We start from the raw sequence: 26545 nt of genomic DNA, 5'->3' as shown, positions 1-26545 counted from the left end.
ACCGTCGGATTTCCGACAATCGCTGTGGCGGCCCGTGCTCCCGACTCGGCTCAGCTCGGTTCAGCGGCCCCCTCCCGTCGGCTGCCGCAGGTAGCTGTCCCGTCCCGCGGCGGCGAATCCGGCCACCGCCGCCGCGTCCTGGTTCATCATCATGTTGCAGGTGCTCGTCGTCTTCGTCATGCCCGCCGAGTTGAAGTAGATCGCCGCCTTGATCTTCGGGTGGGCCTTCAGCGCCGCCGGGAACTCCTCGAACCAGCGCCGCTTCGCGTTCGGATCGGCGGCGTTCATGTTGGTGCCGAACTCGGCGAGCATCCGCGGCTTGCCCGCACCGATGCCGTTCTCGTCGAGCCAGCGGTAGAAGGAGCCGATGGTGGTGCTGGGGCTCTTCCAGACGGTGCTGCCGTTGCAGACGTGGAAGTTGTACGGGTCCCAGGCCACCCAGTCGACGTAGCGGTCACCGGGATAGAGCCCCGCGTACCGGTCGTAGTGGCCGGACCAGCCCATCATCGTCCAGACCCAGACGGCGTTGTCGGCCTTGGCGTCGGCGAACCGGTCGTGCACGTACCGCCAGGCCCGGACGAAGTCGGCGTCGCTGCCCTTGGCCGGCTCGTCCTCCGGCTCGTGGTCGAACCCGATGAAGACCGGCTGGCCGATCGCCCGGATCCGGCCGGCGACCGCGTCGATCGTCGCGTCGTACCGTCCGCTGTAGACGTCCTTCCAGGTCAGCACCGTACCCGAGGAGAAGACCCGACTCTCCCAGGCGAAGAACATGAGCCGCCCGTCGCGCATCTGCTGCTGTTGGAACTCGTCCGGGAAGGCGCCGTTGCTGCCGGTGTTCGAGAAGTCGTGATAGCGGTGGACGACGTCGAACTTCCGCCCGACCTGCTTCTCCACGTCGCTGACCGCCTTGCCGTGATCCCAGCCGGCGGCGGCGTTCGTCGGTGAGTACATCCCCCACCAGGCACCGCAGCCGGGGACCAGCTTCGCCGAGACGGTTCCGCACTTGCCCGGATCCGGTGGCGGTGGCGAGCTGGGGCTGGGCCGGGCGGGCGACGGGCTCACGCTCGGCGAGACGGTCGGCGAGGCCGGCGGACGGCTGGCGGTGGCCGACGGCGTCGGCGCGACGCTGGGCGAGGCGGACGGCGGCCGGATTCCCACCCCGTCGTAGCTGATCGCCAGGCGCGGGCGCAGATCGGCGTTGCGGTTCTCGCCGGAGGCCCAGTAGATGCGGCTGTCCAACCCGGCCTGCGCCAGTGACAGCGTCCAGATGCCGTTGCCGGTGACCAGACCCGAGACGTCCCACTCGTTGAATCCCTTGGCGACGCCGCTGACGGTGTCCAGCGCCGCGCCCAGCGGGGCCGGCATCGGACGGGCGGCGCGGGCGTCGAGGCGCGACTCGTGCGCGGTCACCGTCGCCTGGAACCTCTGCCAGGCGTGCACCCGCAGCGTGGCCCGTACGTTCACCGCGTTCGCCGGCAGCGAGGTGACCAGGAAGGTCAGCACCGCCTCACGGGCGCCGCGCGGATTGCCGTCGCAGGGTGCGGGACAGGTCGCCAGGGTCGACTTGACGCTGTTGTCGCCATCCTGCGGCACCGCCGTGGCGGTGGTGTCGGCCACCACGGCGACCGACAGGTCGTCATCCGCGAGCAGCGGCACCATCGTCGCGCCGAGCCCCAGCACCACAGTGGTGCCGATGACGCCGAGCACCACGGCCTTACGCCGGCCGCCGCGATGTGGGATCAAGCGGTGCAGTCCGCGACTGGTCACGGATACTCCTCGTGTCTTCGACGATAACGCTGAGCAGCGTATCCGCGTACACAACGGAGCGTGCGGATGACGCCAGGACCTAAGCGCGTCTTAAACCTCAGCTAAGACACCCCTACCCCTCCCACCCCCGCCCCACCCCCGACCCACCTCGTTGATCATGAGGTTGGCGGCAGACACAAAGATCCGAACGTGCAGCCCGGCTAGCGATCTTGGTACGAAAGCGCCCCCTGCGGAGGGCATCTTTGCACCAAGATCCGCCTAACCGCGGGTAGCGGCGGTGAGGGCGGCGGCCATCGCGGGGCGGGGGGCGGGTGTGTTGGTGAACTGCTCGAACTGGCCGATCGCCTGGGCCAGCAGCAGGTCGAGGCCGGAGACGATCCGGCAGCCGGCGGCCTCGGCGGCGGCGGCCAGCGGGGTCGGCCACGGGTCGTAGATCGCGTCGAAGACCACCGTGCCGGCCCGCCAGGGCACCCTGCCGGCCAGCTCGTCGGCGGCCCCCTTCGGCACGGTCGAGATCAGCACATCGACACCGGCCAGCCCTGACGCCTCGGCACGCGACACATCCGGCCACGGTGCGCCGGTCATCGCCACGCCCAGGGCGGCGGCGACCGGTTCGAGTTCGGCGACCGCCGCCGGGCGGCGCGCGATCACGGTCACCGCGGCCGCGCGCAGCCGGGCCGCCGCCGCGAGCGCCGCCCGGGCGGTGCCGCCCGCGCCGAGCACGGTGACGGTGGCACCGGGGCGTACGCCCGCCTCGGTCAGCACCTCGACCATGCCGGTGACGTCGGTGTTGTCGGCGTACCAGGAGCCGTCGGGACGGCGTACCAACGTGTTGGCCGCACCCACGGCGGCGGCGACCGGCGAGACCTCGGCGGCCACCGTGAGCGCCGCCTCCTTGCCCGGCATGGTCACCGACAGCCCGGCCCACTCCGGGCCCAGGCCGGCGACCAGGGCCGGCAGCTCCGCCGCCGCGCACTCGATCCGGGTGTACGACCACCCGGTCAGCCCGGCAGCCGCGTACCCGGCATTGTGGATCACCGGGGAGAGCGAGTGGGCGATCGGCTTGCCGAGCACCGCCGCCCGGTGCACCACCGTCCCGCGCCCCGACGCCTCGGGCGCCGACGCCTCAGCTGCGGACGACGCACGCCCTGACTCAGCCACCATCACTCCTCGACACCAGCGGGCACACCTGTCGCCTAGCATCCAACAATGTCTGACAGCAGTCTGCGCCACCGCAAGGGCGAGATCACCCTCACCGTCCGAGGTCCCGACCGGCAGCCGCTCGCCGACCAGGTGGTGACGGTCGCGCAGGACCGGCACGCCTTCGCCTTCGGCAACATCGGCTTCGACTTCGTCGACCTGGTCGGCGGCCCCGCCCCGGAGGAGACCACGAGCGTCGAGAGCTTCGGCGGGGACAGCCGGCTGGACCTCGACCGGCTCGGCGAGCTGTGGCTCGACGTGTTCAACACCGCGACGCTGCCGTTCTACTGGGGTCGCTACGAGCCACGGCGCGGCGCACCCGACACCGAGCGTCTCACCGCCACCGCCCGCTGGCTGGCCGAGCGCGGCGTCACCGTCAAGGGTCACCCGCTGGTCTGGCACACCGTGCAGCCGTCGTGGTTACTCGGGCTGGAGCTCGACGAGGTCGAGCGGCTGCTGCGGGCCCGCGTCCGCGACCTGGCCGGCGGCTTCGCCGGCCTCATCGACACCTGGGACGCGATAAACGAGGCGGTGATCATGCCCGTCTTCGCCAACGGCGACAACGCGATCACCCCACTGGCCCGGGCGCGCGGCCGCATCCACCTGGTGCGGTTGGCGTTCGAGGAGGCGCGGGCCGCGAACCCGGCGGCCACCCTGGTGCTCAACGACTTCGACCTCAGCTCGGCGTACGAGTGTCTCATCGAGGGAGTCCTCGAGGCCGGCGTGCGCATCGACGCGATCGGCCTGCAGACCCACATGCACCAGGGCTACCGGGGCGAGGAGTACATGCGGCAGACGCTGGACCGGTTCGCCCGGTACGGGCTGCCGCTGCACCTGACCGAGACCACCCTGGTCTCCGGGCACCTCATGCCGCCCGAGATCGAGGACCTCAACGACTACCAGATCCCGCACTGGCCGAGCACTCCCGAGGGCGAGGCGCGGCAGGCCGAGGAGGTCGAGCGGCACTACCGGTCGCTGCTCGCCCACCCGGCGGTCCAGTCGATCAACTACTGGGGGCTCACCGACCGGGGTGCCTGGCTCGGCGCGCCCGCCGGACTGGTCCGCACCGACGGCAGCCCGAAGCCGGCGTACGACACCCTGAAAGCGCTGGTCAAGGGCGAGTGGTGGCTGTCGCCGACGGAGCTGCGCACCGGAGCCGACGGCACCGTCACCGTCGCCGGCTTCCTCGGCGACTACACCGTCGCCGTCGGCGACCGCGCCACCCGCTTCACCATCGACGCCCCCGACACCACCGCGACGGTCGACCTGTCCTGACCACGGCGCCGCCGGCACCCGTCAGCGTGGGAGCCGGTGCGGGACGTGTCACCGCCACCCGCCCGGGCGGCCGGCGTCAGAGGACGCCGGCCTCCTTGGCCTTCTCGATGTTCGCCAGGTGCTTGTTGTAGTCGTCGGTGAAGGCCGAGTTGCCTTCCTTGTCGATCGCCACGAAGAAGAGCCAGTCACCGGTCGGCGGGTCCATCGCCCCCTCCAGGGCCTCCTTGCCCGGATTGTTGATCGGGGTGGGAACCATGCCGCGCAGCTTGCGGTTGTACGGGTTCTTCGGGTTGTCGAGGTCGCTCGCCGTCATCTGCCCGGAGGTCTTCGCCTCCTGACCGGTCAGTTCGAAGTAGTAGTTGACCGTGACGTCCATCTCCAGGCAGTTGCACGGGAACGTGCCCGAGTACACCCGGTTGTAGGCGACCCGGGCGACCTTGCCGAGGTCCTTCTTGGTGCCGGCCTCGGCCTGGGCCAGCGACGCCACGATCAGCGCCTCGTACGGGCTGATCCCGCCGCGCTCCTTCTGCACCCGGTCGGCGAACTCCATCTCACCGGTGACGGTGAGGAAATGGTCGACCATCTGCCCGAGGATCTCCTCGGCGGTGGCGTCCGGCGGGATCTCGTAGGTGTCCGGGAAGAGGAAACCCTCGATTGACTTCTTGGGCTTCTTGCCGTCCGTCCGCTTGAACCAATAGTCCGGTACGCCGAGCTTCTCCGGGTCCTTCGCGGCGGCCTCGAACTCCTTGACCGGGATCTCGGTGTGGTCGCTGAGCAGCTTGAAGATGTTCTTCGCGGTGCGCCCCTCGGGGATGGTGAGCCCGTTGACCACCCGGTTCTTCGGGTCGAGCATCGCGGTCAGGGCCAGTTCACCGCTCATCTGCTTGCGCAGCTTGTAGGTGCCGGGCTGGATGTTGCGGCTGCGGGAGTTCTCGTCTGCCGCCTCGATGAACGCCTTGGTGCTCTTGATCACACCGGCGTCGTACAGTGCCACGGCCATGTCGGCGAGGAACGCGCCCTGCGGGATCTGGACGGTCACCTCCTCGGTGCCGCCGCCGTCGTAGTCGGGGGTGACGAAGCGGCTCTGGATCCGGTCGAAGCCGTAGAAGGCACCTCCGCCGATGCCGCCGAGCAGCAGCACGGCCAGCAGCAGGGCCAGGACGGTCTTGCCCCGCCCGCCACCGGACTTGCCGCCCTTGCGGCGGCCCCGGCGGTGCTTGCCCTTCTCCCCCCGCTCCTGCTCGTCGAACCCGAGGTCCAGATCGTCCATCATTGCGTCCGCCTCCGCTGCGCATCCAGCCAGCTCTGCAGGATTTCCACCGCGGCGGCCTGGTCGACCACCGCCCGTTGTCGCTTTCCTCGGACACCGCGCTCGGCAAGCCTACGACTCGCCACGACCGTGGACATCCTCTCGTCGGTGAGCGTCACTGGGACAGGACTTATCACACCGGCCAGTTGACGAGCGTACGCCTTCACGTGCTCCGCCGCCGGGCCATGTCTGCCGGCGAGGTTGACCGGAAGGCCCACCACCACCTCGACGGCCGCGTGCTCGGCGACCAGCGTGGCGAGCTCGGCGAGGTCCGACGGCACCGCGTCTGACCTGGGGTTCTGCTCGCGGGCGAGGGTGACCAGCGGGGTGGCCAGAATGCCGTGCGGATCGGACCGGGAAACCCCGATCCGGACCTGCCCGACGTCCACTCCCAGCCGCACCCCACGGGGCGAGTCGCTCACGCCGTGTCACCTCCCCCGACAGACGCGTCAGGGCGGACCGACCCGGCCCGCCCTGATCCGCTGTGCCGCCGACTCACGCTTCGGCGAGCGCCCGCTCGACCGTGAGCAGCAGTCGGGGCACCTCCGACTCGGGCAGCCCGCCGCCCTGCGCCAGCTCGGGGCTGCCGCCACCACGGCCAGAGAACGCCGCCTTGACCAGGTCGTTCGCGGCGATGCCCCGGCTGCGGGCGGCCGGGTTCACCGCCACCACCAGCGACGCCTTGCCGTTGGCTCGGGCGGCCACCGCGACCACTCCCGGCCGGGACGCCTCGATCCGGCCCCGGATCTCCTGGGCGAGAGTGCGCACGTCGTTGCCGGCCGCCCCCTCGGGCGCCTCGGTGCCCACGTAGGCGACCCCGGACACGTCCTTCGCCTGGGCGGCGAGCGCCGCCGCGCCGCCCAGCACCAGCTGCGCGCGCAGCTTCTCCAGCTCCTTCTCCGCGTCGCGCAGCTGGGTGACCGTCTGCTCGACCCGGTCGGCGACCTGCTCGGAGGGGACGCGGTACAGCTCGGCGAGGCGGGACACCAGCAGGTGCTCGCGGGCCAGGAAGTTGAACGCGTCCATCCCGACCAGCGCCTCGACCCGGCGCACGCCGGACCCGATCGACGACTCGGAGAGGATCTTCACCAGACCGAGCTGGCCGGAACGGGCCACGTGGGTACCGCCGCACAGCTCCCGGGCGTAGTCACCGACCTCGACCACCCGGACGTGCTCGCCGTACTTCTCACCGAACAGCGCCATGGCACCGATGCGCCGCGCCTCCTCCAGCGAGGTGATGAACGCGTGCACCTCCAGGTCGGCCAGCAGCACCTCGTTGACCTGCTGCTCCACGTCACGCAGCACGCTGGGCGCCACGCCGGTGGCGGTGTTGAAGTCGAAGCGCAGCCGACCGGGCGCGTTCAACGAGCCGGCCTGGGTGGCGGACTCCCCGAGGAAGTTGCGCATGGTCTGGTGCACCAGGTGGGTGGCGGTGTGCGAGCGGGAGATCGCCCGCCGCCGGCTGGTGTCGATCTCGGCGTAGCCGGTCTCCCCGGCCCGCACCTCGCCCCGCAGCACCCGGGCGCGGTGCACGATCAGCCCCGGCACCGGCTGCTGCACGTCGAGGACCTCGACCTGGCCGCCGCCCACCGTGATCATGCCGAGGTCGGGCTGTTGACCGCCGCCCTCGGCGTAGAACGGGGTGGTGTCGAGCACCAGCTCGACGGTGTCGCCCTCGACGGCCGCCGCCCGTTGCCCGTCGGTGCCGAGCACCGCGCGGACGGTGGACTCACGGGCCACCTCGGTGTAGCCGGTGAAGGTCACCGGACCACCGGCGTCGAGCACCGACCGGTACGCCGACAGGTCGGTGTGCCCGGTCTTGCGCGCCTGCGCGTCGGCCTTGGCGCGGGCCCGCTGGTCGGCCATCAGCCGGCGGAAGCCCTCCTGGTCGACGGTGAGCCCCTGCTCGGCGGCGATCTCCAGGGTCAGGTCGATCGGGAAGCCGTAGGTGTCGTGCAGCTGGAACGCCTTGTCTCCGGAGAGCGCCGGCCGCCCCGCCGACCTCGTCTCGGAGATCGCGGTGTCCAGGATCGTCGTCCCCGCCCGCAAGGTGGCCAGGAACGCGTCCTCCTCGGCGTACGCGTACGCCGAGATCCGGTCGAAGTCCGCGGCCAGCTCCGGGTACGACGGGGCCATGCAGTCCCGCGCCACCGGCAGCAGTTCCGGCAGCGCCCGCTCCTGCCAGCCGAGCAGCCGCACCGACCGGATCGCCCGGCGCATGATCCGCCGCAGCACGTAGCCCCGGCCCTCGTTGGACGGGGTCACCCCGTCACCGATGAGCATCAACGCGGTACGCACGTGGTCGGCGATCACCCGCAGCCGCACGTCGTCCGGGTGCGACTGGTTGGCGGCATGGCCCGAGTGCGCGCCATACCGCTTGCCGGTCAGCTCCGCCGCCCGGTCCAGGATCGGGCGGACCTCGTCGATCTCGTAGAGGTTGTCGACGCCCTGCAGGATCGACGCCATCCGCTCCAGGCCCATGCCGGTGTCGATGTTCTTCGCCGGCAGCTCACCCAGGATCGGGAAATTCTCCTTGTCGGTGCCCGGACCCCGCTCGAACTGCATGAACACCAGGTTCCAGAACTCCAGGTACCGGTCCTCGTCGACCTCCGGACCACCTTCGGCGCCGTAGGCCGGCCCCCGGTCGTAGTACAGCTCGGAACACGGGCCGCACGGGCCGGGGATGCCCATGGACCAGAAGTTGTCCTTCTTGCCCCGGCGCACGATGCGCTCGTCGGGCACCCCGGTACGGCGCCAGATGTCGTACGCCTCGTCGTCGTCGAGGTAGACCGTCGCCCAGATCCGCTCCGGGTCCAGCCCGAACCCGCCGGCCTCGACCGACTTCGTGGCCAGCTCCCAGGCGAGCGGGATCGCCCCGGACTTGAAGTAGTCACCGAAGGAGAAGTTCCCGTTCATCTGGAAGAACGTGCCGTGCCGGCTGGTCTTGCCGACCTCGTCGATGTCCGGCGTCCGGATGCACTTCTGCACGCTCACCGCGCGCCGGTACGGCGGCGTCTGCTGGCCCAGGAAGTAGGGGACGAACTGCACCATGCCGGCGTTGACGAACAGCAGGTTCGGGTCGCTGATGGCGGGCAGCGGAGCGGACGGCACGACGGTGTGACCGTTCGCCTCGAAGTGGGCGAGATACCGCCGCTTGATCTCCGCCGTCTTCATCGCTGGTGGTCCTCCGGAAAGATCTCTCGGTCGCCGAGACGCGGGTCCTCCCGCAGCTCGGCGAACTGGTCGTCGAACGCCTCGCCCTGGGCGAACGCCTCGTGGATCTCGTGCTCCCGCTCGGCCATCCCGGCGCGTACGTCCGCCACGAAGCTACGCAGTTCCTCGACCAGTCCGCCAGCGGATTGCGACAGGTTGTCGGCGATGCCGGCGGGGGTGTAGGCGTGTGCGGCGCGGGTCGCCTTGCGCACCACCACCACACCGACGGCCAGCCCGATACCCAGCCAGAAAAGGCGCCTCATGCTCGTACCTCCCGGTGCCGTCGGGGTCAGCGGTTCCCGCGCCGGGCGGCGCGCCGCTGAGCCTTGATGGTGTCCCGCACCTCACGCTCGGTCTCGGCGTGCCGGCGGGCGGCGGCGGCCTTGCGCACGCCGTAGCCGAACGCGGCCACCTTGACCAGCGGGTTGGCCGCGGCGGCGGAGACCACGGTGACCAGGTTGGCGACGTTGGCGCTGATGTTCTGCGCGTGGCCGGTCATGGTGTCGACCTTGGCCAGTTGGAGGTTCACCCCGTCGAGCGAGGTCTGCACCTGCTCCAGGGTCACGTTGACGTTGCGTACCGTGGTGTTGACATCGCCGAGCAGCGGGCCCGTCCGGTCGTTCAAATCATTGATCATGCGGGTGGTGGCGTCCACGGTGTGCCGCAACCGCAGGATGGGCAGCGTCAGGATCAGCACCAGCATCGCGAACGCGATCGCCGCGATCAGTGCCGCGACCTCCAAAAAGCCCACGCCAGTCCTCCTCAAACAGTGCTTCGGGGCGCACGATTCCGCCAGCCGTACGACCGTCTCGCCACGTCAACGTCGAGTGACCGGCCGACGACCGGTCACCATCAGCACCTGACCCTACCGTCCGTGATGAGGATCGGCTCAGGACGGTGGTGACGGCGTCAGGTCGCTCAACGGGTCGTCGGTCACTGTCGGGAAGGGATCCTCGCCGGTGAGCGACGGATCGGTGCTCGGCTGTGGCCGCGTCCGCTCGTCGTCGATCGCGTTGCGCACCTTCACCGACACCAACGATCCGGGGCACTCCTGCGCCGCGGTGGCCGGATCGGGGGCCGGCACCACCGCGGGTTCGCCGTCGACGGGCGGCGGCACGCAGGTGCGTTCCCGGACCCAGAGGTCGAGGGTGAGCTCGTCGCGCCGCCAGCAGGTGTAGCTGCCCTTCTCCTCCTGCTCCGGGCAGTAGTCGGGCGTCCACCGCTGCCAACCGTCGCGGGTCAGCGCGGCCTCGTACGCCTGCGCCGTCTCGTCGGGTGACCGGTCGGAGGTGGTGGTGCGTTCCCGCAACCGGCAGTCCAGCAGGCACCACGGGCTGCCGGTGACGTCGTCGACCGGTTCCGTCGCCGCCCAGGCCGGCACGTCGAGCTGGTCGAGCGAGGCGAAGACCGGATCCCGGTTCATGGTCTGCACACCGAAGAACGCGGGAAGTACGCCGAGCAGCAGGACGCTGGCCAGCACCAGGACGGCGGCACGCGACCGGGGGGAGCCCGGCACCTGCCGGCGCGGCTGACCACCGTCGCCCGGGTCGCCCTCGGACCGGTCGACGTCGGCGAAGTCCGGCGCGTTGGCGCGTCGGGCCGTCGGTTCCGGGCCGGGGTGCCCGGTCGGGCCGGCCGGTGCCACGACAGCCGCGGCGCGGGCCACCGCCGGCGCCTCGCCGTCGCGCGGCGGCACCGGCGACACGCCGGAGGGTTCGGGGCGCGCCGGGTTCCGGTGCGGCGGCGTGGCCCGGCCGGCGAGCCGCTCCTCCGGGCGCACCGGAGCACCGGCCCGGGCCGTGACCGGCGAGCCGGTCGGTCCGGCGCCGACGCCCCGGCCGGGGTCAGCGGGGCCGGCGGGGCCGATGTCGGGTCGGTGCGGCGACGTCACGGCCGGACCGTCGGGTCGGACCGCGCCGCGCGGCGGAACGCCGGGCGGACCGTCCGGACGCGCGGCACCACGCGGCGGAACGCCGGGCGGACCGTCGGGCCGCGCCGCACCACGCGGCGGAACGCCGGGCGGACCGTCCGGTCGCGCCGCACCACGCGGCGGCGCTGCCGGGGCACCATCGGGTCGCGCCGCACCACGCGGCGGAACGCCGGGCGGACCGTCCGGACGCGCCGCACCACGCGGCGGAACGCCGGGCGGACCGTCGGGCCGCGCCGCACCACGCGAAGGCAGATCAGGCGAGCCGTCCGGACGCGCCGCGCCACGCGGCGGGCCGTCGGGCCGGGGTGCCGGGCCGGTGGCACCGATCCGGGGCAGGGTGCCGGCCCGACCTGTCGGCTCACGTCCGTCCGGGGCGGGGACAGTGCCGACCGGCGGAGTCGGGCGGCCACGTCCGACCGGTGGCCCGTCGGCGCGGCGGGCAGGCCCGGCCACCCGGCCGTCCGGCCCCGGCTCGACCCGGCGTCCGTCGGCCGGCGCGGCGCCCGCGTTCGGCCGACCGGAAGGGCCGCCGGCGTCCACGCCACGGCGGTCGCCGATCGTCGGCGTACCACCGGAGGGTGTGCCGACCGCACGACCGGGCGGTGTCGCGGGTCGCTTGCTGATCGTGGGCAGTGCCGGGTCGGTGTGGTGCGGTCGTCCGGCCTGCCGGAGCCAGTCGGACGGTCGCTCCGGTCGGGCGGCGCGGCCCTCGCCCGGCCGCCCCGCGCTGGGTGGCGCCTCGGTACCGGCACCCGCCACCGCGTGCCGTCCGGACGGCTCCTCGGCGGCCGCGCGCCGACCCCGGGCGTCGTCGGCGGTCGGCGGGCCCGACTCGGCGCGCCCGGCGGGTGGGGTACGCGCGGGCCCCGCCGCCGGTGGACCGGACGGGACACCGGGAATCGGGGGCGCGTTGCCGGAGAGCGGCACCACCGGCCGTTCCTCCTCCGGCTCGGCGGCACGCCGACGACCGGCCCGCCGACCGCTGGCCGGAGCACCACCGGGTCGGCCGGCGGCGGGCGTCATGCCCACCGCCGTTGAACCGGGAGTCGTCGCCGGCCCGGCTCGTTCGGCGCCCCTCGGCCCGGCCGGGGCGTCGGCCGGGTCCGGCGGCAGGCGGTGGCCGCCGAGCGGCGGCGTGGGGTCCGGCACGCCGGCTGACGGTGGTCCGGCCGGGGCGTCGGCCGGCCGTGGACGACCCGGCCCGGGGAGACGCCCGGACCGGCCGTCGGGGACGCGACCAGGATCGGTGCGGTCTGCCGGAGGCGGGCCGGTGACCGTCTCCGGCGGTGCCGGGGCGCGGCCCGGGTCGGTCGGGGGCAGGCGACGCGGGCCGGCGGGTGCGGCGTTCGGCCGGATGCCCGGCATCCGACGCTGCCCGGGCGGGCCCGCCCCGGGACCGGCCGGCGGGCCCGACACCGGTCCGGGCGGCCGGCCCGCAGCGATCGGTGCCCCGGACACCGGGCCGGCTTCCGGAACCGGCCGGGGGGCGCCGCCCGGAACCGGCTCACCGGGATGTGGCCGCCGGGTGGCTGGCCCGGCGGCTCCCGGCAGCGGTGGCCAACCGGCCGGCGGGGTGTTGGCGACACCGGGCTCGTGACGGGTGGCAGCCGGCGGCGGTGGGACGAACGGCGGGGGGCCCGGGGGTCGTTCCCTGCCCGCGGCGGGCGGGCCGACGGGCGGACGCGGGGGCGGGTTGCCCGGCCAGGGACCGTCGACCGGACTCGCTCGTGGGGGCTCGGCCGGGCCCCGGCCGGGCGGCGGTGGCACCGGTCCGTCCGGCCCCGGATGATTGACCGGTGCGGGGGCGGGTCGTACGGGCGGCTCCTGGCCGGGGCGCTCCGGCCCACGGCGCGCGGCGGTGGGTGGCTCGACGGCGACGCCGTCAGGGCCCAGCTCGGTGCGCTGCTGCTTGGCCGAACGCAGGTCGTCGATCCAGCCGAAATCCTCGCCGCCGGTCGGCTCCTCCGGGGCGGCCTCGGATCTGCCCCGACCCCACCGGCGGCCCTTGCCGCGCCGCGCGTCCGGGCCCTCGTCCGGCCGGTCCGACGATTTCACTGTTGACCCCTCCCGTCGGCGCTCGCGCCGACCTCTTCGGCCACCTGGGCTGTCGTGGCCGTAGCACGGTCGCCGTCGTCCTCCCCCGACGTCGGCCGGTCCGGCCGACCGCCCCCTGCCGGCTCGTCCGTGCGGGCGGGGGTGGACAGCCCGCGAACGATCCGGCGCAGCAACGGTAGCCGGCCGGCCACCGATCGCTCCGCGCCGTGCTGGCTCGGCCGGTAGTAGTCGGTGCCGACCAGGTCGTCGGGCACGTACTGCTGGGTGACCACACCCCGCTGGTCGTCGTGCGGGTAGCGGTAACCGATGCCGTGCCCGAGACCCCGGGCACCGGAGTAGTGGGCGTCGCGCAGGCCTCGGGGCACCGGCCCGCCCCGCCCGGACCGCACGTCGGCGATCGCCGCACCGATCGCGGTGGTCGCCGAGTTCGACTTGGGCGCGGTGGCCAGGTGGATCACGGCCTGGGCGAGGTTGAGCTGCGCCTCGGGCAGGCCGACGTACTCCACCGCGTGGGCCGCGGCGGTCGCCACCCCGAGCGCCGCCGGGTCGGCCATGCCCACGTCCTCGCTGGCGAAGATGACCAGCCGCCGCGCGATGAACCTGGCATCCTCCCCGGCGACGAGCATCCGGGCCAGCCAGTGCAGCGCCGCGTCCACGTCGGAACCGCGCATGCTCTTGATGAAGGCGCTGGTGACGTCGTAGTGGGCGTCCCCCGCCCGGTCGTAGCGGACCGCCGCGGTGTCCACCGCGCGTTCGGCGGTGGCGAGGTCGATGTGGTCCCTGCCCAGCGCGCCCGTCGAGGCGGCCGCCGCCTCCAGCGCCGTGAGCGCCTTGCGGACGTCGCCGCCGGCCAGCCGGACCAGGTGCTCCTCCGCCTCGGGCGCGAGGGTGAGCGTGCCACCCAACCCGCGCTCGTCGACCAACGCGCGGTGCAGCAGCCCGCGTACCGCCTCGTCGTCGAGGGGTCGCAGGGTGAGCAGCACACACCGGGAGAGCAGCGGGGAGATGACCGAGAAGTACGGGTTCTCGGTGGTGGCGGCGAGCAGCGTGACCGTCCGGTCCTCCACCGCGGCGAGCAGCGAGTCCTGCTGGGTCTTGCTGAACCGGTGGACCTCGTCGATGAAGAGCACCGTCGGTGGACCACCCGAGCGCCGCTGTCGCCGCGCCGTGTCGATCACCGCCCGGACGTCCTTGACGCCGGCGGTCAGTGCGGACATGGCGACGAAGCGCCGGTCCGTCGCGGCGGCCACCAGGTGGGCGATCGTGGTCTTGCCGCTGCCCGGCGGCCCCCAGAGGATCACCGACATCGGCGCGCTGCCGGCCACCAACTGCCGCAGCGGCGCACCGGGGGTGAGCAGGTGCTCCTGGCCGATCAGCTCGTCCAGACTGGCCGGACGCATCCGGACCGGCAGCGGCGCGTCCGGCCCGGCCGGGGTGAACCCGCCGACGCCACCGGAACCCGCCTGCGCACCGGGTGCTGCGGCGGGTTCACCGAGGGTGAACAGGGCGTCGGACTCCATCACGAGAACAGTACCGGGCTCGGCCGACAACGCCGGAATCGCGCCGTCGACCAAGCCCGGGGTGATCGTTCCCGGTCAGCCGCGGCCCGGGCGGCGGCCCCGGTACCAGCGGCCACCACCGCCGCCCGGACCCCGGCCGACGCCGGCCAGGTAGAGCGAGAGCAGCAGCAGGCCGATCAGGACCAGGGTGTTCCAGTTGAACAGGTCGGGTGCGCCGAGTTTGGTGTCCAGCAGGTCGAGCAGCAAGGCGAAGCCGAAGACGACGGCTGCGGCGATGGCGAGCATGACGTACCTCCGGTGGGGGTTGCCAGTAGGTCGGCGCGGGATGTACCCGATCGGTCCGCTCGCCAATCTCCAACCATGACGACCTACGCTGGCGACATGATCGTCGCCGACGAGACCCTCGACGGGCGCGACGCCATCCTGGCCGCGACGGGCCGTCATCCCTTCGTCCGGCATTCGCTACCGGATCACGCACCGGCGCGTGGTTGGCGACGCGCCGGAGCCGTGGGCTGGCTGCTCACCGTCGAACACGGGCCGATCGGAGGCGTGATCGGCGCCGCGGAGCCGGCGATCGACCTGGTCGGCGCGGTGGCCGCGGCGGGAAGGGTCGGTGCCGGACGGTGGGTTCACCTGCCCCGTACGGACCCCGCGCCGCTCGGGCCGGCCGTGACCGGTCACGAGGACTGGGACTTCCGCTGGACGACAGGCGCGCCGCCGGCGCGGCCCGGCGAGGAGCGGGTGGTCCGGCTGACCGAGGCGGACCACCCGGCCCTGACGGCGCTGATCGACGAGGCGTTCCCGACCAGCACCGCCCGCCCCGGCGATCCGAGTGTGCGCCACTGGTACGGCATCCGCGACGGTGACCGGCTGGTTGCCTGCGGCGCCGACCGCACCCGGGGCGAGGTCGGTTTCCTCGCCGGGTTGGCGGTGGCGCCGCGGCACCGGGGACGCGGTCTGGGTGCGGCGATCACCGCCGGGATCACCCGGGTCCTGCTGGCGCGGTACGACACGGTGGCGCTGGGCGTCTACCCGAGCAACCTGGCGGCGATCCGGCTCTACCGGCGGCTCGGCTACACCGGCACGTTGCCGCTCACCTCGGTCCGCTTCGCCTGACCCTCGGTCGGAGCACCGTCGATCCGTCGCGCCGGGTCGTCGTCCCGCCCCGGTTGACCGTCGGCCGAGGCGGGCGTCCGGGCGGCCCGCCAGGCGGGCAGGTACAGCGGCGCGGCGACCGCCAACGCGACCGCACCGACGAGCATCGCGGTGCTCACCCCGGCCCGGTCACCGATGAAGCCGAGCAGCACCGCGCCGACGGCGGCAGCCGGCATGGCCATCATGGAGTTCACCGAGATCACACTGGTCCGGTACGGGCCGTCGACCTGCCGATGCAGGAGCCCCATGTGCAACGGGTTCGACGCGCCGTGCACGGCATAGCAGGCGACGAAGGCGACCAGCACCCCGACCGGGCCGGCGAGCAGCCCCATGCCGACGACCGTGATCCCCTGCACGACCCGTAGCAGGGCGGCACCGGGCGCGGCGCCGAGCCAGCGGAGCAGCAGTGGGGTGGCGGCGGCGCCGCCCGCCGAGGCGAGCCACGCCGCCGTGCTGGCCGGGCCGAGCAGCGCGGCGGCCCGGTCGGCGTCTCCCACCACCTCGGCGAGGCGGACCGGCAACAGGTTCTCGAAGGTGACCATGCCGAAGCCCCAGAACAGCTCGACCGTCACCAACGCAAGCAGCACCCGGGAGCGACGCAGCAGACCGAAGGCCTCACCAACCATGCGCGGCGCCTGGCGTAACGACGATCGCAGGGCAGCCGTGCCGACCGCCGAGCGCTGCTCCACCAGCAGCGCCAGCAGACCCGTCAGGGCGATCGCCTGCAACAGGAGCGCCACCACGACCGGCGTGGTGAGGGCGCTGACCGGCCCCACCGGGCCGAGAGCCACCAAGCCGCCGCTGAGCAGCGCGCCAGCGGCCATGCACAGGCCGAGGACCATGCCGGCCTGGCCCAGACCCTTCTCGTACGCGGCATCCGGGTCGACGGCGAGGGTGGAGTCGACGTACCAGGATTCGAGCGGGCCACTGTCCAGGGCACGGAACACGCCCTGCATCGCCCAGACGGTGGCCAGCAGGACCAACGAGTCGGCGACCAGCAGGAGCGCCAGCGAGGCGAGTCCGACCACGTTCGCCACCACCAGCACCGGCTTGCGGCCCAGCGCGTCGGCGAGGCCGCCGGTGGGCACCTCAAGGGCGAGCACCACCACGCCCTGCGCGGCGACGGCCAGACCGATCTGGGTGAGACTCAGCCCGCGCTCCTGCATGAGCAGGATGAACACCGGAATCAGCAGACCGACCGGCAGCCAGCGCAGACCGTGCAGAACCAGGAAGCGGCGGCGGATCTGGGTGACGGTGAGGGTGCTCATCGGGCGTCCCGGACCAGGGGAAAGCCGGCGACGAAGAGAATGACCTGCTCCGCGTCGGGCCCGGCTGGTGCGTCACGGTACCGCTTGACCACCGCCGACAACTCGTCGTTGAGCGAGCGCAACTGGGCGGGCGAGAGGGTGAGCAGCGCGTCGCTGAACTCGACGGCCTGACGCCACTCGCGCGGCCGGTCGTGCTGCACGCCCACCCAGCGCTGGGCGAACTCGGCCACGAACTGGAAATGCCTGCGCTGCACCCAGTCCGCCGCGTCCCGGGCCGGCGGGTCGTCCTCGAAGTCGGTGGGCTGCCACGAGCTGATGTCGTGGGCGGCCCGCCAGTAACGCCGGCGCCCGACGCCCTCCGCCGGCTCCTCGACGACCAACCCGACCTCGGCCAGGTGGCGCAGGTGGTAGCTGGTCGCACCGGTGTTGGTGTCGAGTTCGGCGGCCAGGTCGGTCGCGGTCGCCGGTCCGCCGATGCGCAGGGCGCCGAGCAGCTGGACACGGAGCGGATGGGCGAGTGCCCGGATCTGCCGTGCGTCGATGTGCACGACGCTCGGCGCGGCGGTGGTCGACGGCTCCTTCATGAATGCACACTAGCTGTGCACACTACCTATGCACAAGTGTTGTGCATAGGTGCCATGGATAGCCGCACCGGCTGTCCGCGACTCATCAGCAGGTGAGCAGCTCCGAGACGCCGCGCAACCGGGTGCGGAGCAGGCCGGCGGCGCGGGTGGAGTCCAGGCGTACCTGGGTGGGACGCACCACCCCGGCGGCGGCGCCGGTGGTGGTCTTCAGGCCGGCCGGGTCGATGCCCTCCCGGCGGGCCACCAGCAGGCCCAGCTCGGCCCGGCTGACCGCGTCCGGGCCCGCCACGTTGAGCGGGCCGGCGACGTCGGAGTCCACCAGTTCCAGCACGGCGGCGGCGAGGTCGCCGACGTCGATCGGGCAGCGCAGCTCGTCGCTGAACAGCGTCGCCCGACCGGCCAGCGCGTCCCGGCAGAGCTGGATCTGTTTGCTCCCCTCGCCGAGGATCAGCGAGGTACGCACCAGCACGGCACCCGGGTCGACGGCCCGCACCGCCGTTTCCGCCGCCGCCTTCGCCGCCCCGTACGGGAAGATCGGCGTGGGCGGGTCGTCGTCGGCGTACGCCTCGGGTCGCCCGGCGTGCAGGGCGTCGCTGGAGAGATACACCAGCCGGGCCCCGACCCGGGCGGCGGCGTACGCCACGTGTGCCGCCCCGTCGGCGGTGACCGCCCAGTCGCCGTACCGGTAGGGGGTGGCGACCACGGCGTCCGGGCGTACCGCCGTGACCAGGTCGACCACCGCGGCCCGGTCGGTCACGTCCAGCCGACGCACCTCGACTCCCGCCACCCCGACCACACCGGAGTGGCACGTCCCCACCACCGTCCACCCGGCGGCAATCCCCCGCCGACAGACCTCCCGGCCCAGGAACCCACTCCCACCCACCACCAGCACCCGCACCGTGGCCCCCTCACCCACCGCCCGCTCCCGCACCTGTTGACCAAGAAGTTCGCGTCACCAGATCGCCCAGATCATGACGCAAACTTCTTGATCAACGGGGCCGGGAGCCCGGGGGCCGGGTGGGTCAGGTGGGGTCGGCTACGGGGGCGGCGGGGCCGGCGGTGCCCTGGTGAGACGGCGGCGGCGGGGGCTTGGGCTTGGCGTCGATGCCGGCCTCGGTGCGCTGCTGGGCGGTGATGGGGGTCGGGGCACCGGTCAGCGGGTCGAAGCCGCCCCGGGTCTTCGGGAAGGCGATCACCTCGCGGATCGAGTCGGCCCCGGCGAGCAGCATGCAGACCCGGTCCCAGCCGAACGCGATGCCGCCGTGCGGCGGTGGGCCGTAGCTGAACGCCTCCAGCAGGAAGCCGAACTTGTCCTGCGCCTCCTCGGGACTGATGCCGAGCAGGTCGAACACCCGCTGCTGCACGTCGCGGCGGTGGATACGGATCGAACCGCCGCCGATCTCGTTGCCGTTGCAGACGATGTCGTACGCGTACGCCAGGGCCCGGTCCGGTGCCTCCTCGAACCGGTCCATCCACTCCGCGTTGGGCGAGGTGAACGGGTGGTGTACGGCGGTCCAGCCCCCTTCGTCCGTCCTCTCGAACATTGGCGCGTCGACCACCCAGCAGAACGCCCAGGCGCTCTCGTCGACCAGGCCGGCCCGTCGCGCGATCTCGATCCGGGCCGCGCCGAGCAGTTCCTGTGCCGCACGCGTCTCCGCGCCGGCGGCGAAGAAGATCGCGTCGCCCGGCTTGGCACCGACCGCGTCGGCCAGCCCGGCCAGGTGCTCGGCCGACAGGTTCTTCGCCACCGGCCCCCGTGCCTCGCCGGTCTCGGCGTCGAGCACCACGTACGCCAGCCCCTTGGCGCCACGGGCCTTGGCCCAGTCCTGCCAGCCGTCCAGTTCCTTGCGGGTCTGGGACGCGCCACCGGGCATGACCACCGCGCCGACGTAGCCGCCCGCGTCGATGGCGGCGGCGAAGACCCGGAACTGGGTGCCGCGCAGGTAGTCGGTCAGCTCGGTCAGCTCGACGCCGTAGCGCAGGTCGGGCTTGTCCGAGCCGTACCGCGCCATCGCGTCGTGCCAGGTGATGCGCGGGATGGGCCGGGGAATCTCGTGGTCGGCCAGCTCCGACCAGAGTGCGGCGACGATCGCCTCACCGAGGTCGATCACGTCGTCCTCGGTGACGAAGGACATCTCGATGTCGAGCTGGGTGAACTCCGGCTGCCGGTCGGCCCGGAAGTCCTCGTCGCGGTAGCAGCGGGCGATCTGGTAGTACCGCTCCATCCCGCCGACCATCAGCAGCTGCTTGAACAGCTGCGGCGACTGCGGCAGCGCGTACCAACTGCCCGGCTGCAGGCGCACCGGCACCAGGAAGTCGCGGGCGCCCTCCGGCGTGGACCGGGTCAGCGTCGGCGTCTCGATCTCCAGGAAGTCCCGCTCGTGCAGCACAGTGCGGGCCAGCTGGTTGGCCCGGGACCGCAGCCGCATGGCCCGCGCCGGGCCGCCGCGCCGCAGGTCGAGGTAGCGGTACCTGAGCCGCACGTCGTCCCCGGCCACCACCTGGTCGTCCACCGGCAGCGGCAGCGGCGCGGCCTCGGAAAGCACCTCCAGCTCGGCCGCCGTCACCTCGATCTCGCCGGTGGGCAGCTCCGGGTTCTCGTTGCCCGCGGGCCGCCGGGTGACCTCACCGACGACCTTCACGCAGTACTCGTTGCGCAGCGCGTGCGCGTCCTCCTCGCGCAGCACCACCTGCACCACGCCCGAACCGTCGCGCAGGTCGACGAAGATGACACCGCCGTGGTCGCGCCGGCGGGCCACCCACCCGGCGAGCGTCACCGTGGTGCCGGCGTCCGTCGCGCGCAGGCTGCCGGCGTCATGGGTACGGATCACGACGTACGTCTCCCTCGTCTTGCCCTACGTCTACTCCCCGGCATTCTGTCAGCACCTACCCGTCGACGTTTCCCGGGTGCGCGGACCAGGGGCCGGTCGACACCTGCGGTGACGGACGGGCACTCCGTCAGCGCGTCCGGCCCACGGACACGACTCTCGGGTCCACGGAGTAGCGGTGGGCGACCTCGGCGGCGTCGCCGACGGTGGCACCGGGATCGAACGACACCTCCAGGCACGAACTGTGCGGCCCGTCGAACCCGAAGCCGGCGATCACGTGATCGGGATCGAAGCGGCGGCTGTCGCGGGTCAGCTCGTCGACTGATGCTTCCGGCCGCACGCACACCATCACCTCCGGCTGGGTACCGCCCCACGCCATGGCCGGCGCCGATGCGCCGATGGTGAGCAGGAGCGCCGCCGCCACGCCGATCACGGTGGCCCGACCGAGCGCCGACCTGTTCGCCGGCCGGGCTTCGCGGGTCGGCCGGCTCGACGGCAGGGCCACCGCGCCGACAGCGGCCAGGGCGTAAACCCACAGTGCCCGCTTGTCCGGTGTGTCATACAGCGCCAGCGCGACGACGCCGGCGCCGATGGTCTGGGTGACCAGGGCGACCACCCGGAATTCCGGTCGGTCGACGACCTGTGCGGGTATCGCGGCGAGCGCACCGAGCACCAGCAGGAGCCCGACGAACCAGGAGGCGTGCCATTCCCGACGCGCGTCCACGGCGAGCAGCACCCAGGCCAGCACCTGCCCGCCCACGAAGATCGGCGCGCGTAACCGCGCCAGGAGTCGTACGACCATCGGCTGACAGTAATCGAGGGAAGGCGATCCGGGACAGCGGTGCGGGCCGCCGGAGGAGGAATCCGGCGGCCCGCTGGCGGAGGAGGTACTCCCGGAGGAAGGTCAGAAGATGCTGACGCCGTAGCGGCTCAGCGCCTCGGTGACCGGCTGGAAGAAGGTGGTGCCGCCGGTGGAGCAGTTGCCGCTGCCGCCGGAGGTCAGGCCGAGCGCGGTGCTGCCGCTGAACAGCGAACCGCCGCTGTCACCGGGCTGGGCGCAGATGTTGGTCCGGATCAGGCCGGAGACCGAGCCCTCGGCGTAGTTGACCGTGGCGTTGAGCGCGGTCACCGAGCCGCTGCGCAGGCCGGTGGTGCTGCCGGAGCGCTGCGCCGACTGACCGACGTACGCGTTGCCGGCGCCGGTGATGTCCCGGTAGCTGCCGTTGTAGAGGTAGACGTTGCCGGCCGCGTTGCCCGAGTTGTTGTGCCGGACGATGCCGTAGTCGTTGCCCGGGAAGCTGGTGCCCGCGCGGGTGCCCAGCAGCGAGGTCTGGCCCGAGTTGCTGTACCAGCTCGACGAGATGTTGGTGCAGTGCCCGGCGGTGAGGAAGTAGTAGGTGCTGCCGCTGCGCACGTTGAAGCCGAGCGAGCAACGCCCGCCACCGCCGGCGTAGATCGCCTGGCCGCCGGAGATGAAAGTGCTCAGCGGAGCGGCCCCGGCCTCGATGCGCACCGCGCCGTTGGTGCGCGCGGCGGCGGCCTTCACCTGCTCCAGCTTGGCGCCGGTGACGGTGGTGTCGACGGAGATGACGACCTGGTTGGTGACCGGGTCGGTCCACCAGGCGGTGCCGGGGATCTTGGCCAAGCGCTCCAGCACGGCGGTGGCGCGGTTCAGCTCCGCGGCCCCGCGCTTGACGACCTTGACCTTGGCGCCGGCGGCGGCCGCCTGACGGGCGGCGGCGACGTCGGTGACGGCGACGACCATCTTGCCGCTGGCGTCGGCGTAGGCACCGGCGGCGCGGTCTCCGAGCCGGTCGGCGAGCGCGGTCGCCGCGTCGGGCGAGACGCTCCCGGGTGCCGCCTGGGCGGGGGTGCCGGCCAACACGCCGGCGACCAGGGTTCCGGCTGCGGCGACGGTGACGACACGGCGGAGCATTGACCTCGTGGGTCGCATGTAACAGCCTCCCGATATGGGGGATGAGGCCCTGTCATGTCGACAGGGACGGGGGCAGCTCGACCACCTGGGGAAATGGCCAAGCGAGGGAAAGTATTCACATATTTAAGATCGTAAGCAAGACCTGGGTATGCCCGAATTCACCCACCGGCAATCCGTAACAGGGCGGACACATACGAAGACCGGGGTGTCACACGGTCAGTACGACCTCGTGTGACACCCCGGACCAGGAGAGCGATCTCAGCGGTTACGACCGCACCGGCTCAGCTCACCAGCGGCTTGAGATCCTCACGAGGCGGCGTCCACTCCCCCGACGCGGCGGCCACCTGCTCGCCGGAACGGATGTCCTTGACCTCGTCGGGCGCGCCGTCCGCCCCCGGGAACCAGACGTACGGGATGCCGCGCCGCTGCGCGTACCGGATCTGCTTGCCGAACTTCGCCGCGCTCGGCGACACCTCGGTCGGGATGCCCCGGGAGCGCAACGCCCCCGCGACGGAGTCACTGGCCGGCCGCAGCTCCTCGTTGGTCACCGCGACCAGCACGCAGGTCGGCACCTCCCGGGACACCGACAGCGCGCCCGCGCCGAACAGCAGCCCCAGCAGGCGGGTCACCCCGATGGAGATACCCACCCCGGGGAAGCGGGCGTTGCCGGCGCTGGCCAGGTTGTCGTACCGACCGCCGGAGCAGATCGAGCCGAAGCGCTCGTACCCGATCAGCTGCGTCTCGTAGACGGTGCCGGTGTAGTAGTCCAGACCACGGGCGATCCGCAGGTCCGCCACGCAGAGGCCCGGTGAGTGCGCGGCGGCGGTCTCCATCACCCGGACCAGTTCCTCGACCCCCTCGTCGAGCAGCGGGTGGCTCACCCCGAGCGCGCGCACGGCGTCGGCGAACGAGGCGTCCGGCGCGGCGATCTCGGCCAGCGCCAGGCACGCCTTGGCCTGCGCCTCGCTCGCCCCGGCCGTGGCCGCCAGCAGCTCCGCCACCCCGGCCGGTCCGATCTTGTCGAGCTTGTCGACGGCCCGCAGCGCCGCCTCCGGGTCGGTCAGGCCGACGCCCCGGTAGAAGCCCTCACAGATCTTGCGGTTGTTGACCTGGATGCGGACCGGTGGGATCGGCAACGACCGCAGCGCGTCCCCGACGACGAGCGGCATCTCCGCCTCGTGGTGCGGCGCCAGGGTGTCCCGGTCGACGATGTCGATGTCGGCCTGGACGAACTCCCGGTACCGCCCCTCCTGCGGGCGCTCGCCCCGCCACACCTTCTGGATCTGGTAGCGGCGGAACGGGAAGGCCAGCTTGCCGGCGTTCTCCAGCACGTACCGGGCGAACGGCACGGTCAGGTCGAAGTGCAGACCGAGCGCGTCGTCGCCCGCCGGGCCCTCCGGGTCGCCGTGCAGCCGGCGGATCACGTAGACCTCCTTGGAGGTCTCCCCCTTGCGCAGCAGCTGGTCCAGCGGCTCGACCGCGCGGGTCTCCAGCGGGGCGAAGCCGTACAGCTCGAAGGTCGACCGGATCCGGTCCAGGACGTACTGCTCGATCATCCGCTGGGCGGGCGTCCACTCCGGGAAGCCGGAGATGGGCGTGGGTTTGCTCATGACGTACTCCCTCGGCAGCCGCGCGCTGCGCGGCAGGGTCTGCTGGCGATGCCGCGCGGTCCGCGCGGTGCGGTCTCGACGCGGCCGTTACAGGCCGCGGCTGGGTGCCGCGGGTCGCGCGCCGCCCAACTCCGCCACCTCGGCGAGGTACGGGTTGGTGGCGCGCTCGCGGCCGATGGTGGTCGCGGGGCCGTGGCCGGGCAGCACGACGGTGTCGTCGGCCAGCGGGAGGATCTTGTCCCGCAGGCTGGTGAGCATCGTCGGCATGCTGCCACCCGGCAGGTCGGTGCGACCGATCGACCCGGCGAAGAGCACGTCCCCGGAGAGGCAGAGCTGCTCCGCCTCCCACCGCGAGCCCGCGCCGGGCAGCCGGAAGAGCACCGACCCGCCGGTATGGCCGGGCGCGTGGTCGACGGTGATCTCCAGCCCGGCCAGGGCGAGCGTCGTACCGTCGGCCAGCTCGGCCACGTCGTCGGGCTCGGCGTACGGCAGTCGCCCGCCGAAGAGCTGGGTGAGATCCATCGACAGCGCCTTGGCCGGGTCGGCCAGCAGCTCCCGGTCGTCCGGGTGCACGTACGCGGTGATCCCGCGCGCCCCGCACACCGGCGCCACGGAGAAGGTGTGGTCCAGGTGGCCGTGGGTGAGCAGCACCGCGGCCGGGTGCAGACGATGCTCGGCGAGCAGCGCGTCGAGCCGGTCGATCACCCCGATGCCGGGATCGACCACCACGCACTGTTCCCCCGGCGCGGTGGCGACCACGTAGCAGTTGGTGCCGAAGGCGTCCGCGGGAAAGCCGGCCACGAGCACGTCCGCTCCCCTTTCCGTCAAGTCGTCCCCTCCGGGCAGCCTACCGGCGTCGAGGTCCGGCCGGCCCGGCCCGCCGCCCCCCGAGCGAGGCACTGACGGATCCCGATGCGGAAGGGCACCGACCTCGTACACCACTTTCCCAGCCGGTACCCGTACACTCTGGCGGGCGTGTGGCGTGGCACACCTGCCGCCCGACAGGTACACGACCACCGGGTGACGACCAGGGTAGAGGAAAGGGGAGCACGGGTGGCTTCCAGCAGGGACCGGCAGCGCAAACTGGCGCGGGCCAAGCTCGACCGGCAACTGGCCCGCCGGGCCGCCGCCGCCAGGCGTCGCCGACGCATCCAGGCCGGTGTCGGCACCGCCCTGATCCTGGTGCTGGTCGTCGCCGGCTCGGCGTGGGCTCTCGGCGCGTTCGACAGTGAGCCGACCGAGGACACCGCGGCCGACGAGGTCTGCCTCTGGACCCCACAGAACACCGAGGGCAACGCCAACCTCAAGGATGTCGGCGAGCCCCCGACCACCGGCCTGCCGGTCACCGGCACCCGGCCGATGACGATCGTCACCAACCAGGGCGCGCCGATCTCCGTCGAGTTGGATCTCGCCAGCGCCCCGTGCGCCGCGGCCAGCATCGCCCACCTGGCCAGCCAGTCGTTCTACGACAACACCAAGTGCCACGAGATCACCACCGACGGCGCGGTGCGCTGCGGTGACCCCAGCGGCACCGGTCTGGGCGGCCCGGCCTACTCGTTCTACAACGAGAACGTGCCGACTGCCCCGGAGGCGTCGCCGGAGCCGAGCCCGGCCCCGGACGAGCCACCGACGTACCCCAAGGGCACGGTCGCGATGATCTCGAACCCGCCCGGGGCCAACGGCAGCCAGTTCCTGATCTTCTTCAAGGACTTCACCCCGACCGAGGAACCGCAGTACCCGATCATCGGCCGGGTCACCGAGGGTCTCGACGTCGTCGAGAAGATCGGTGCCCTGCCGACGGTGGACAATGGGGCCGGGGAGAAGGTCAAGCCGGAGAACGACGACGTGGTCATCCAGAGCCTGACCGTCGGCGAGCCCGTGCTGGACCCGGCGTCGCCCGCCGATCCGGCGCCCTCGGGCACGCCGAGTCCGGAACCCTCCGGCGCGCCCGAGGCCAGCGCCAGCGCCGGCTGACCACGCGCGACCAGGAACCACCCCACCACAGCGGCATCCACATACAGTCCAGGAGGATCGAGGCGTGACGTCCACCAGAGAGCGGCAGCGCGCGGCGGCCCGCGCCCGGCTCGAGAAGGAGATGGCCGAGCGGGCCGCTCGGGCCCGTAAGCGCCGCCAGACGCAGGCGGTCGTCGGGGCCGGCGTGGTGTTGCTGCTGGTGGTCGCCGGCACGGCCTGGCTGGTCAGCAACGTGCTCGGCGACGACAGCGGCACCGACAACGCGGCCCAGGACGCGAACACGGTGCAGTGCGACTGGGTCGAGTTGCCCGAGGGTGAGCGCACCCCGCAGGTCAAGGACGTCGGGCTGCCGGACACCCAGCAGAGCACGGTTGGCGTCCAGACCATGACGATCACCACGAACCTCGGCCCGATCACCGCCCGGATCGACAGGTCCGCGGTGCCGTGCACGGCGGGCAGCTTCACCCACCTGGCCGAGCAGAACTTCTTCGACAACACCAAGTGCCACCGGCTGGTGACCGAGGGCATCAAGGTGCTCCAGTGCGGTGACCCGAGCGCCACCGGCGAGGGCTGGCGGGACACCGACGGCACCGGCGGCCCGAGCTACCGGATGGTGGAGGAGAACCTGCCGGCCGACAAGCGACCGCCGTACCCGGAGGGCGTCATCGCGATGGCCAACTCGGGTCAGCCGGCCAGCAGCGGCAGCCAGTTCTTCATCGTGTACGGCGACTCGCCGCTCGACCCGAACTACACCGTCCTCGGCACGATCACCGGTGGCATGGACATCGTCAAGGACGTCGCGGCGGCCGGCGACGACGGCGCGTTCGCCCAGCAGGCCGGCGGCGGTCACCCCAAGAAGGAGGTCGTCATCACCGACCTCACCATGACCGACGCCTGACCTCCGCACCAACCCACGAAGCG

At 72.6% G+C, this 26545-nt stretch carries 22 protein-coding genes; 4 read left to right on the top strand and 18 right to left on the bottom strand.

Annotation, left to right across the window (positions count from 1 at the left end):
- Nucleotides 1-60: 60 nt before the first annotated feature.
- Nucleotides 61-1767: a glycosyl hydrolase gene (locus O7597_RS22405; protein ID WP_281580604.1), complete on the bottom strand. Its 1707-nt coding sequence runs from the start codon at nt 1765-1767 to the stop codon at nt 61-63.
- Between the two features lie 258 nt (nt 1768-2025).
- Nucleotides 2026-2859, bottom strand: a complete 834-nt coding sequence (locus O7597_RS22400) for a shikimate dehydrogenase (RefSeq protein ID WP_281583299.1) — start codon at nt 2857-2859, stop codon at nt 2026-2028.
- A gap of 117 nt (nt 2860-2976) precedes the next feature.
- On the opposite strand from O7597_RS22400, the gene O7597_RS22395 reads away from it, so the two are divergent.
- The gene (locus O7597_RS22395; protein WP_281580603.1) at nt 2977-4242 is read left to right on the top strand and encodes an endo-1,4-beta-xylanase; all 1266 of its coding nucleotides are present in this window, start codon (nt 2977-2979) and stop codon (nt 4240-4242) included.
- A 76-nt stretch (nt 4243-4318) separates the two neighbouring features.
- Here the strand turns inward: O7597_RS22395 and mltG are convergent, their stop codons facing one another.
- The 8 genes from mltG to O7597_RS22355 all read right to left on the bottom strand — a co-directional run bounded on the left by mltG (nt 4319) and on the right by O7597_RS22355 (nt 14554).
- Nucleotides 4319-5515, bottom strand: coding sequence for an endolytic transglycosylase MltG (gene mltG / locus O7597_RS22390; protein ID WP_281580602.1), 1197 nt, complete (start codon nt 5513-5515; stop codon nt 4319-4321).
- Nucleotides 5512-5973, bottom strand: a complete 462-nt coding sequence (gene ruvX, locus O7597_RS22385; protein ID WP_269738799.1) for a Holliday junction resolvase RuvX — start codon at nt 5971-5973, stop codon at nt 5512-5514. The genes mltG and ruvX overlap by 4 nt, the downstream gene beginning before the upstream one ends.
- Nucleotides 5974-6046: 73 nt before the next feature.
- A complete protein-coding gene (alaS, locus tag O7597_RS22380) occupies nt 6047-8725 on the bottom strand; it encodes an alanine--tRNA ligase (RefSeq protein ID WP_269738800.1) in 2679 nt (892 codons plus the stop codon).
- Nucleotides 8722-9027 carry a hypothetical protein gene (locus tag O7597_RS22375; protein WP_269738801.1) on the bottom strand — a complete coding sequence of 102 codons (306 nt, stop codon included), beginning with the start codon at nt 9025-9027 and terminating at the stop codon, nt 8722-8724. The genes alaS and O7597_RS22375 overlap by 4 nt, the downstream gene beginning before the upstream one ends.
- A gap of 26 nt (nt 9028-9053) precedes the next feature.
- A complete protein-coding gene (locus O7597_RS22370; protein ID WP_164445188.1) occupies nt 9054-9515 on the bottom strand; it encodes a DUF948 domain-containing protein in 462 nt (153 codons plus the stop codon).
- Nucleotides 9516-9653: 138 nt separating this feature from the next.
- On the bottom strand, nt 9654-10280 hold the full coding sequence (locus tag O7597_RS31835; RefSeq protein WP_348650810.1) for a hypothetical protein: 627 nt from the start codon (nt 10278-10280) through the stop codon (nt 9654-9656).
- 2465 nt (nt 10281-12745) lie between these two features.
- On the bottom strand, nt 12746-14269 hold the full coding sequence (locus tag O7597_RS22360) for a replication-associated recombination protein A (protein ID WP_269738803.1): 1524 nt from the start codon (nt 14267-14269) through the stop codon (nt 12746-12748).
- Nucleotides 14270-14344: 75 nt separating this feature from the next.
- Nucleotides 14345-14554, bottom strand: a complete 210-nt coding sequence (locus O7597_RS22355; RefSeq protein ID WP_093404409.1) for a hypothetical protein — start codon at nt 14552-14554, stop codon at nt 14345-14347.
- 75 nt (nt 14555-14629) lie between these two features.
- Here O7597_RS22355 and O7597_RS22350 point away from each other — a divergent pair, with 75 nt between their 5' ends.
- Entirely contained in the window at nt 14630-15385 is a 756-nt protein-coding gene (locus tag O7597_RS22350) for a GNAT family N-acetyltransferase (protein ID WP_281580600.1), read from the top strand.
- On the opposite strand, the gene O7597_RS22345 is transcribed toward O7597_RS22350, so the two are convergent.
- The 8 genes from O7597_RS22345 to O7597_RS22310 form a co-directional block, all read right to left on the bottom strand.
- Nucleotides 15343-16692 carry an MFS transporter gene (locus O7597_RS22345; RefSeq protein WP_281580599.1) on the bottom strand — a complete coding sequence of 450 codons (1350 nt, stop codon included), beginning with the start codon at nt 16690-16692 and terminating at the stop codon, nt 15343-15345. The genes O7597_RS22350 and O7597_RS22345 overlap by 43 nt on opposite strands.
- Nucleotides 16689-17276, bottom strand: a complete 588-nt coding sequence (locus O7597_RS22340; RefSeq protein WP_269738806.1) for a helix-turn-helix domain-containing protein — start codon at nt 17274-17276, stop codon at nt 16689-16691. The genes O7597_RS22345 and O7597_RS22340 overlap by 4 nt, the downstream gene beginning before the upstream one ends.
- 85 nt (nt 17277-17361) lie before the next feature.
- Complete coding sequence (locus tag O7597_RS22335; RefSeq protein ID WP_281583298.1) at nt 17362-18174, bottom strand: sugar nucleotide-binding protein; 813 nt, start codon at nt 18172-18174, stop codon at nt 17362-17364.
- A 124-nt stretch (nt 18175-18298) separates the two neighbouring features.
- The gene (gene aspS, locus O7597_RS22330) at nt 18299-20107 is read right to left on the bottom strand and encodes an aspartate--tRNA ligase (RefSeq protein WP_281580598.1); all 1809 of its coding nucleotides are present in this window, start codon (nt 20105-20107) and stop codon (nt 18299-18301) included.
- Nucleotides 20108-20234: 127 nt separating this feature from the next.
- Nucleotides 20235-20906: a hypothetical protein gene (locus tag O7597_RS22325; protein WP_281580597.1), complete on the bottom strand. Its 672-nt coding sequence runs from the start codon at nt 20904-20906 to the stop codon at nt 20235-20237.
- A 102-nt stretch (nt 20907-21008) separates the two neighbouring features.
- Nucleotides 21009-22058, bottom strand: a complete 1050-nt coding sequence (locus O7597_RS22320) for a S1 family peptidase (RefSeq protein WP_281580596.1) — start codon at nt 22056-22058, stop codon at nt 21009-21011.
- A gap of 263 nt (nt 22059-22321) precedes the next feature.
- A complete protein-coding gene (gene hisS, locus O7597_RS22315) occupies nt 22322-23650 on the bottom strand; it encodes a histidine--tRNA ligase (RefSeq protein WP_281580595.1) in 1329 nt (442 codons plus the stop codon).
- An 87-nt stretch (nt 23651-23737) separates the two neighbouring features.
- The gene (locus tag O7597_RS22310; protein WP_269738811.1) at nt 23738-24457 is read right to left on the bottom strand and encodes an MBL fold metallo-hydrolase; all 720 of its coding nucleotides are present in this window, start codon (nt 24455-24457) and stop codon (nt 23738-23740) included.
- A gap of 246 nt (nt 24458-24703) precedes the next feature.
- On the opposite strand from O7597_RS22310, the gene O7597_RS22305 reads away from it, so the two are divergent.
- Together O7597_RS22305 and O7597_RS22300 are read left to right on the top strand one after the other, a co-directional pair.
- Entirely contained in the window at nt 24704-25624 is a 921-nt protein-coding gene (locus O7597_RS22305) for a peptidylprolyl isomerase (RefSeq protein WP_281580594.1), read from the top strand.
- Between the two features lie 64 nt (nt 25625-25688).
- Nucleotides 25689-26522, top strand: a complete 834-nt coding sequence (locus tag O7597_RS22300) for a peptidylprolyl isomerase (RefSeq protein WP_269738813.1) — start codon at nt 25689-25691, stop codon at nt 26520-26522.
- Nucleotides 26523-26545 lie beyond the last annotated feature (23 nt).

Origin of the sequence: Verrucosispora sp. WMMC514 (assembly GCF_027497295.1) — a bacterium.
In the GTDB taxonomy this organism is placed as follows: domain Bacteria; phylum Actinomycetota; class Actinomycetes; order Mycobacteriales; family Micromonosporaceae; genus Micromonospora; species Micromonospora palythoicola.
The sequence above is the reverse complement of the archived record's forward strand: the minus strand, read 5'-3'. Positions and strand labels throughout refer to the sequence as shown.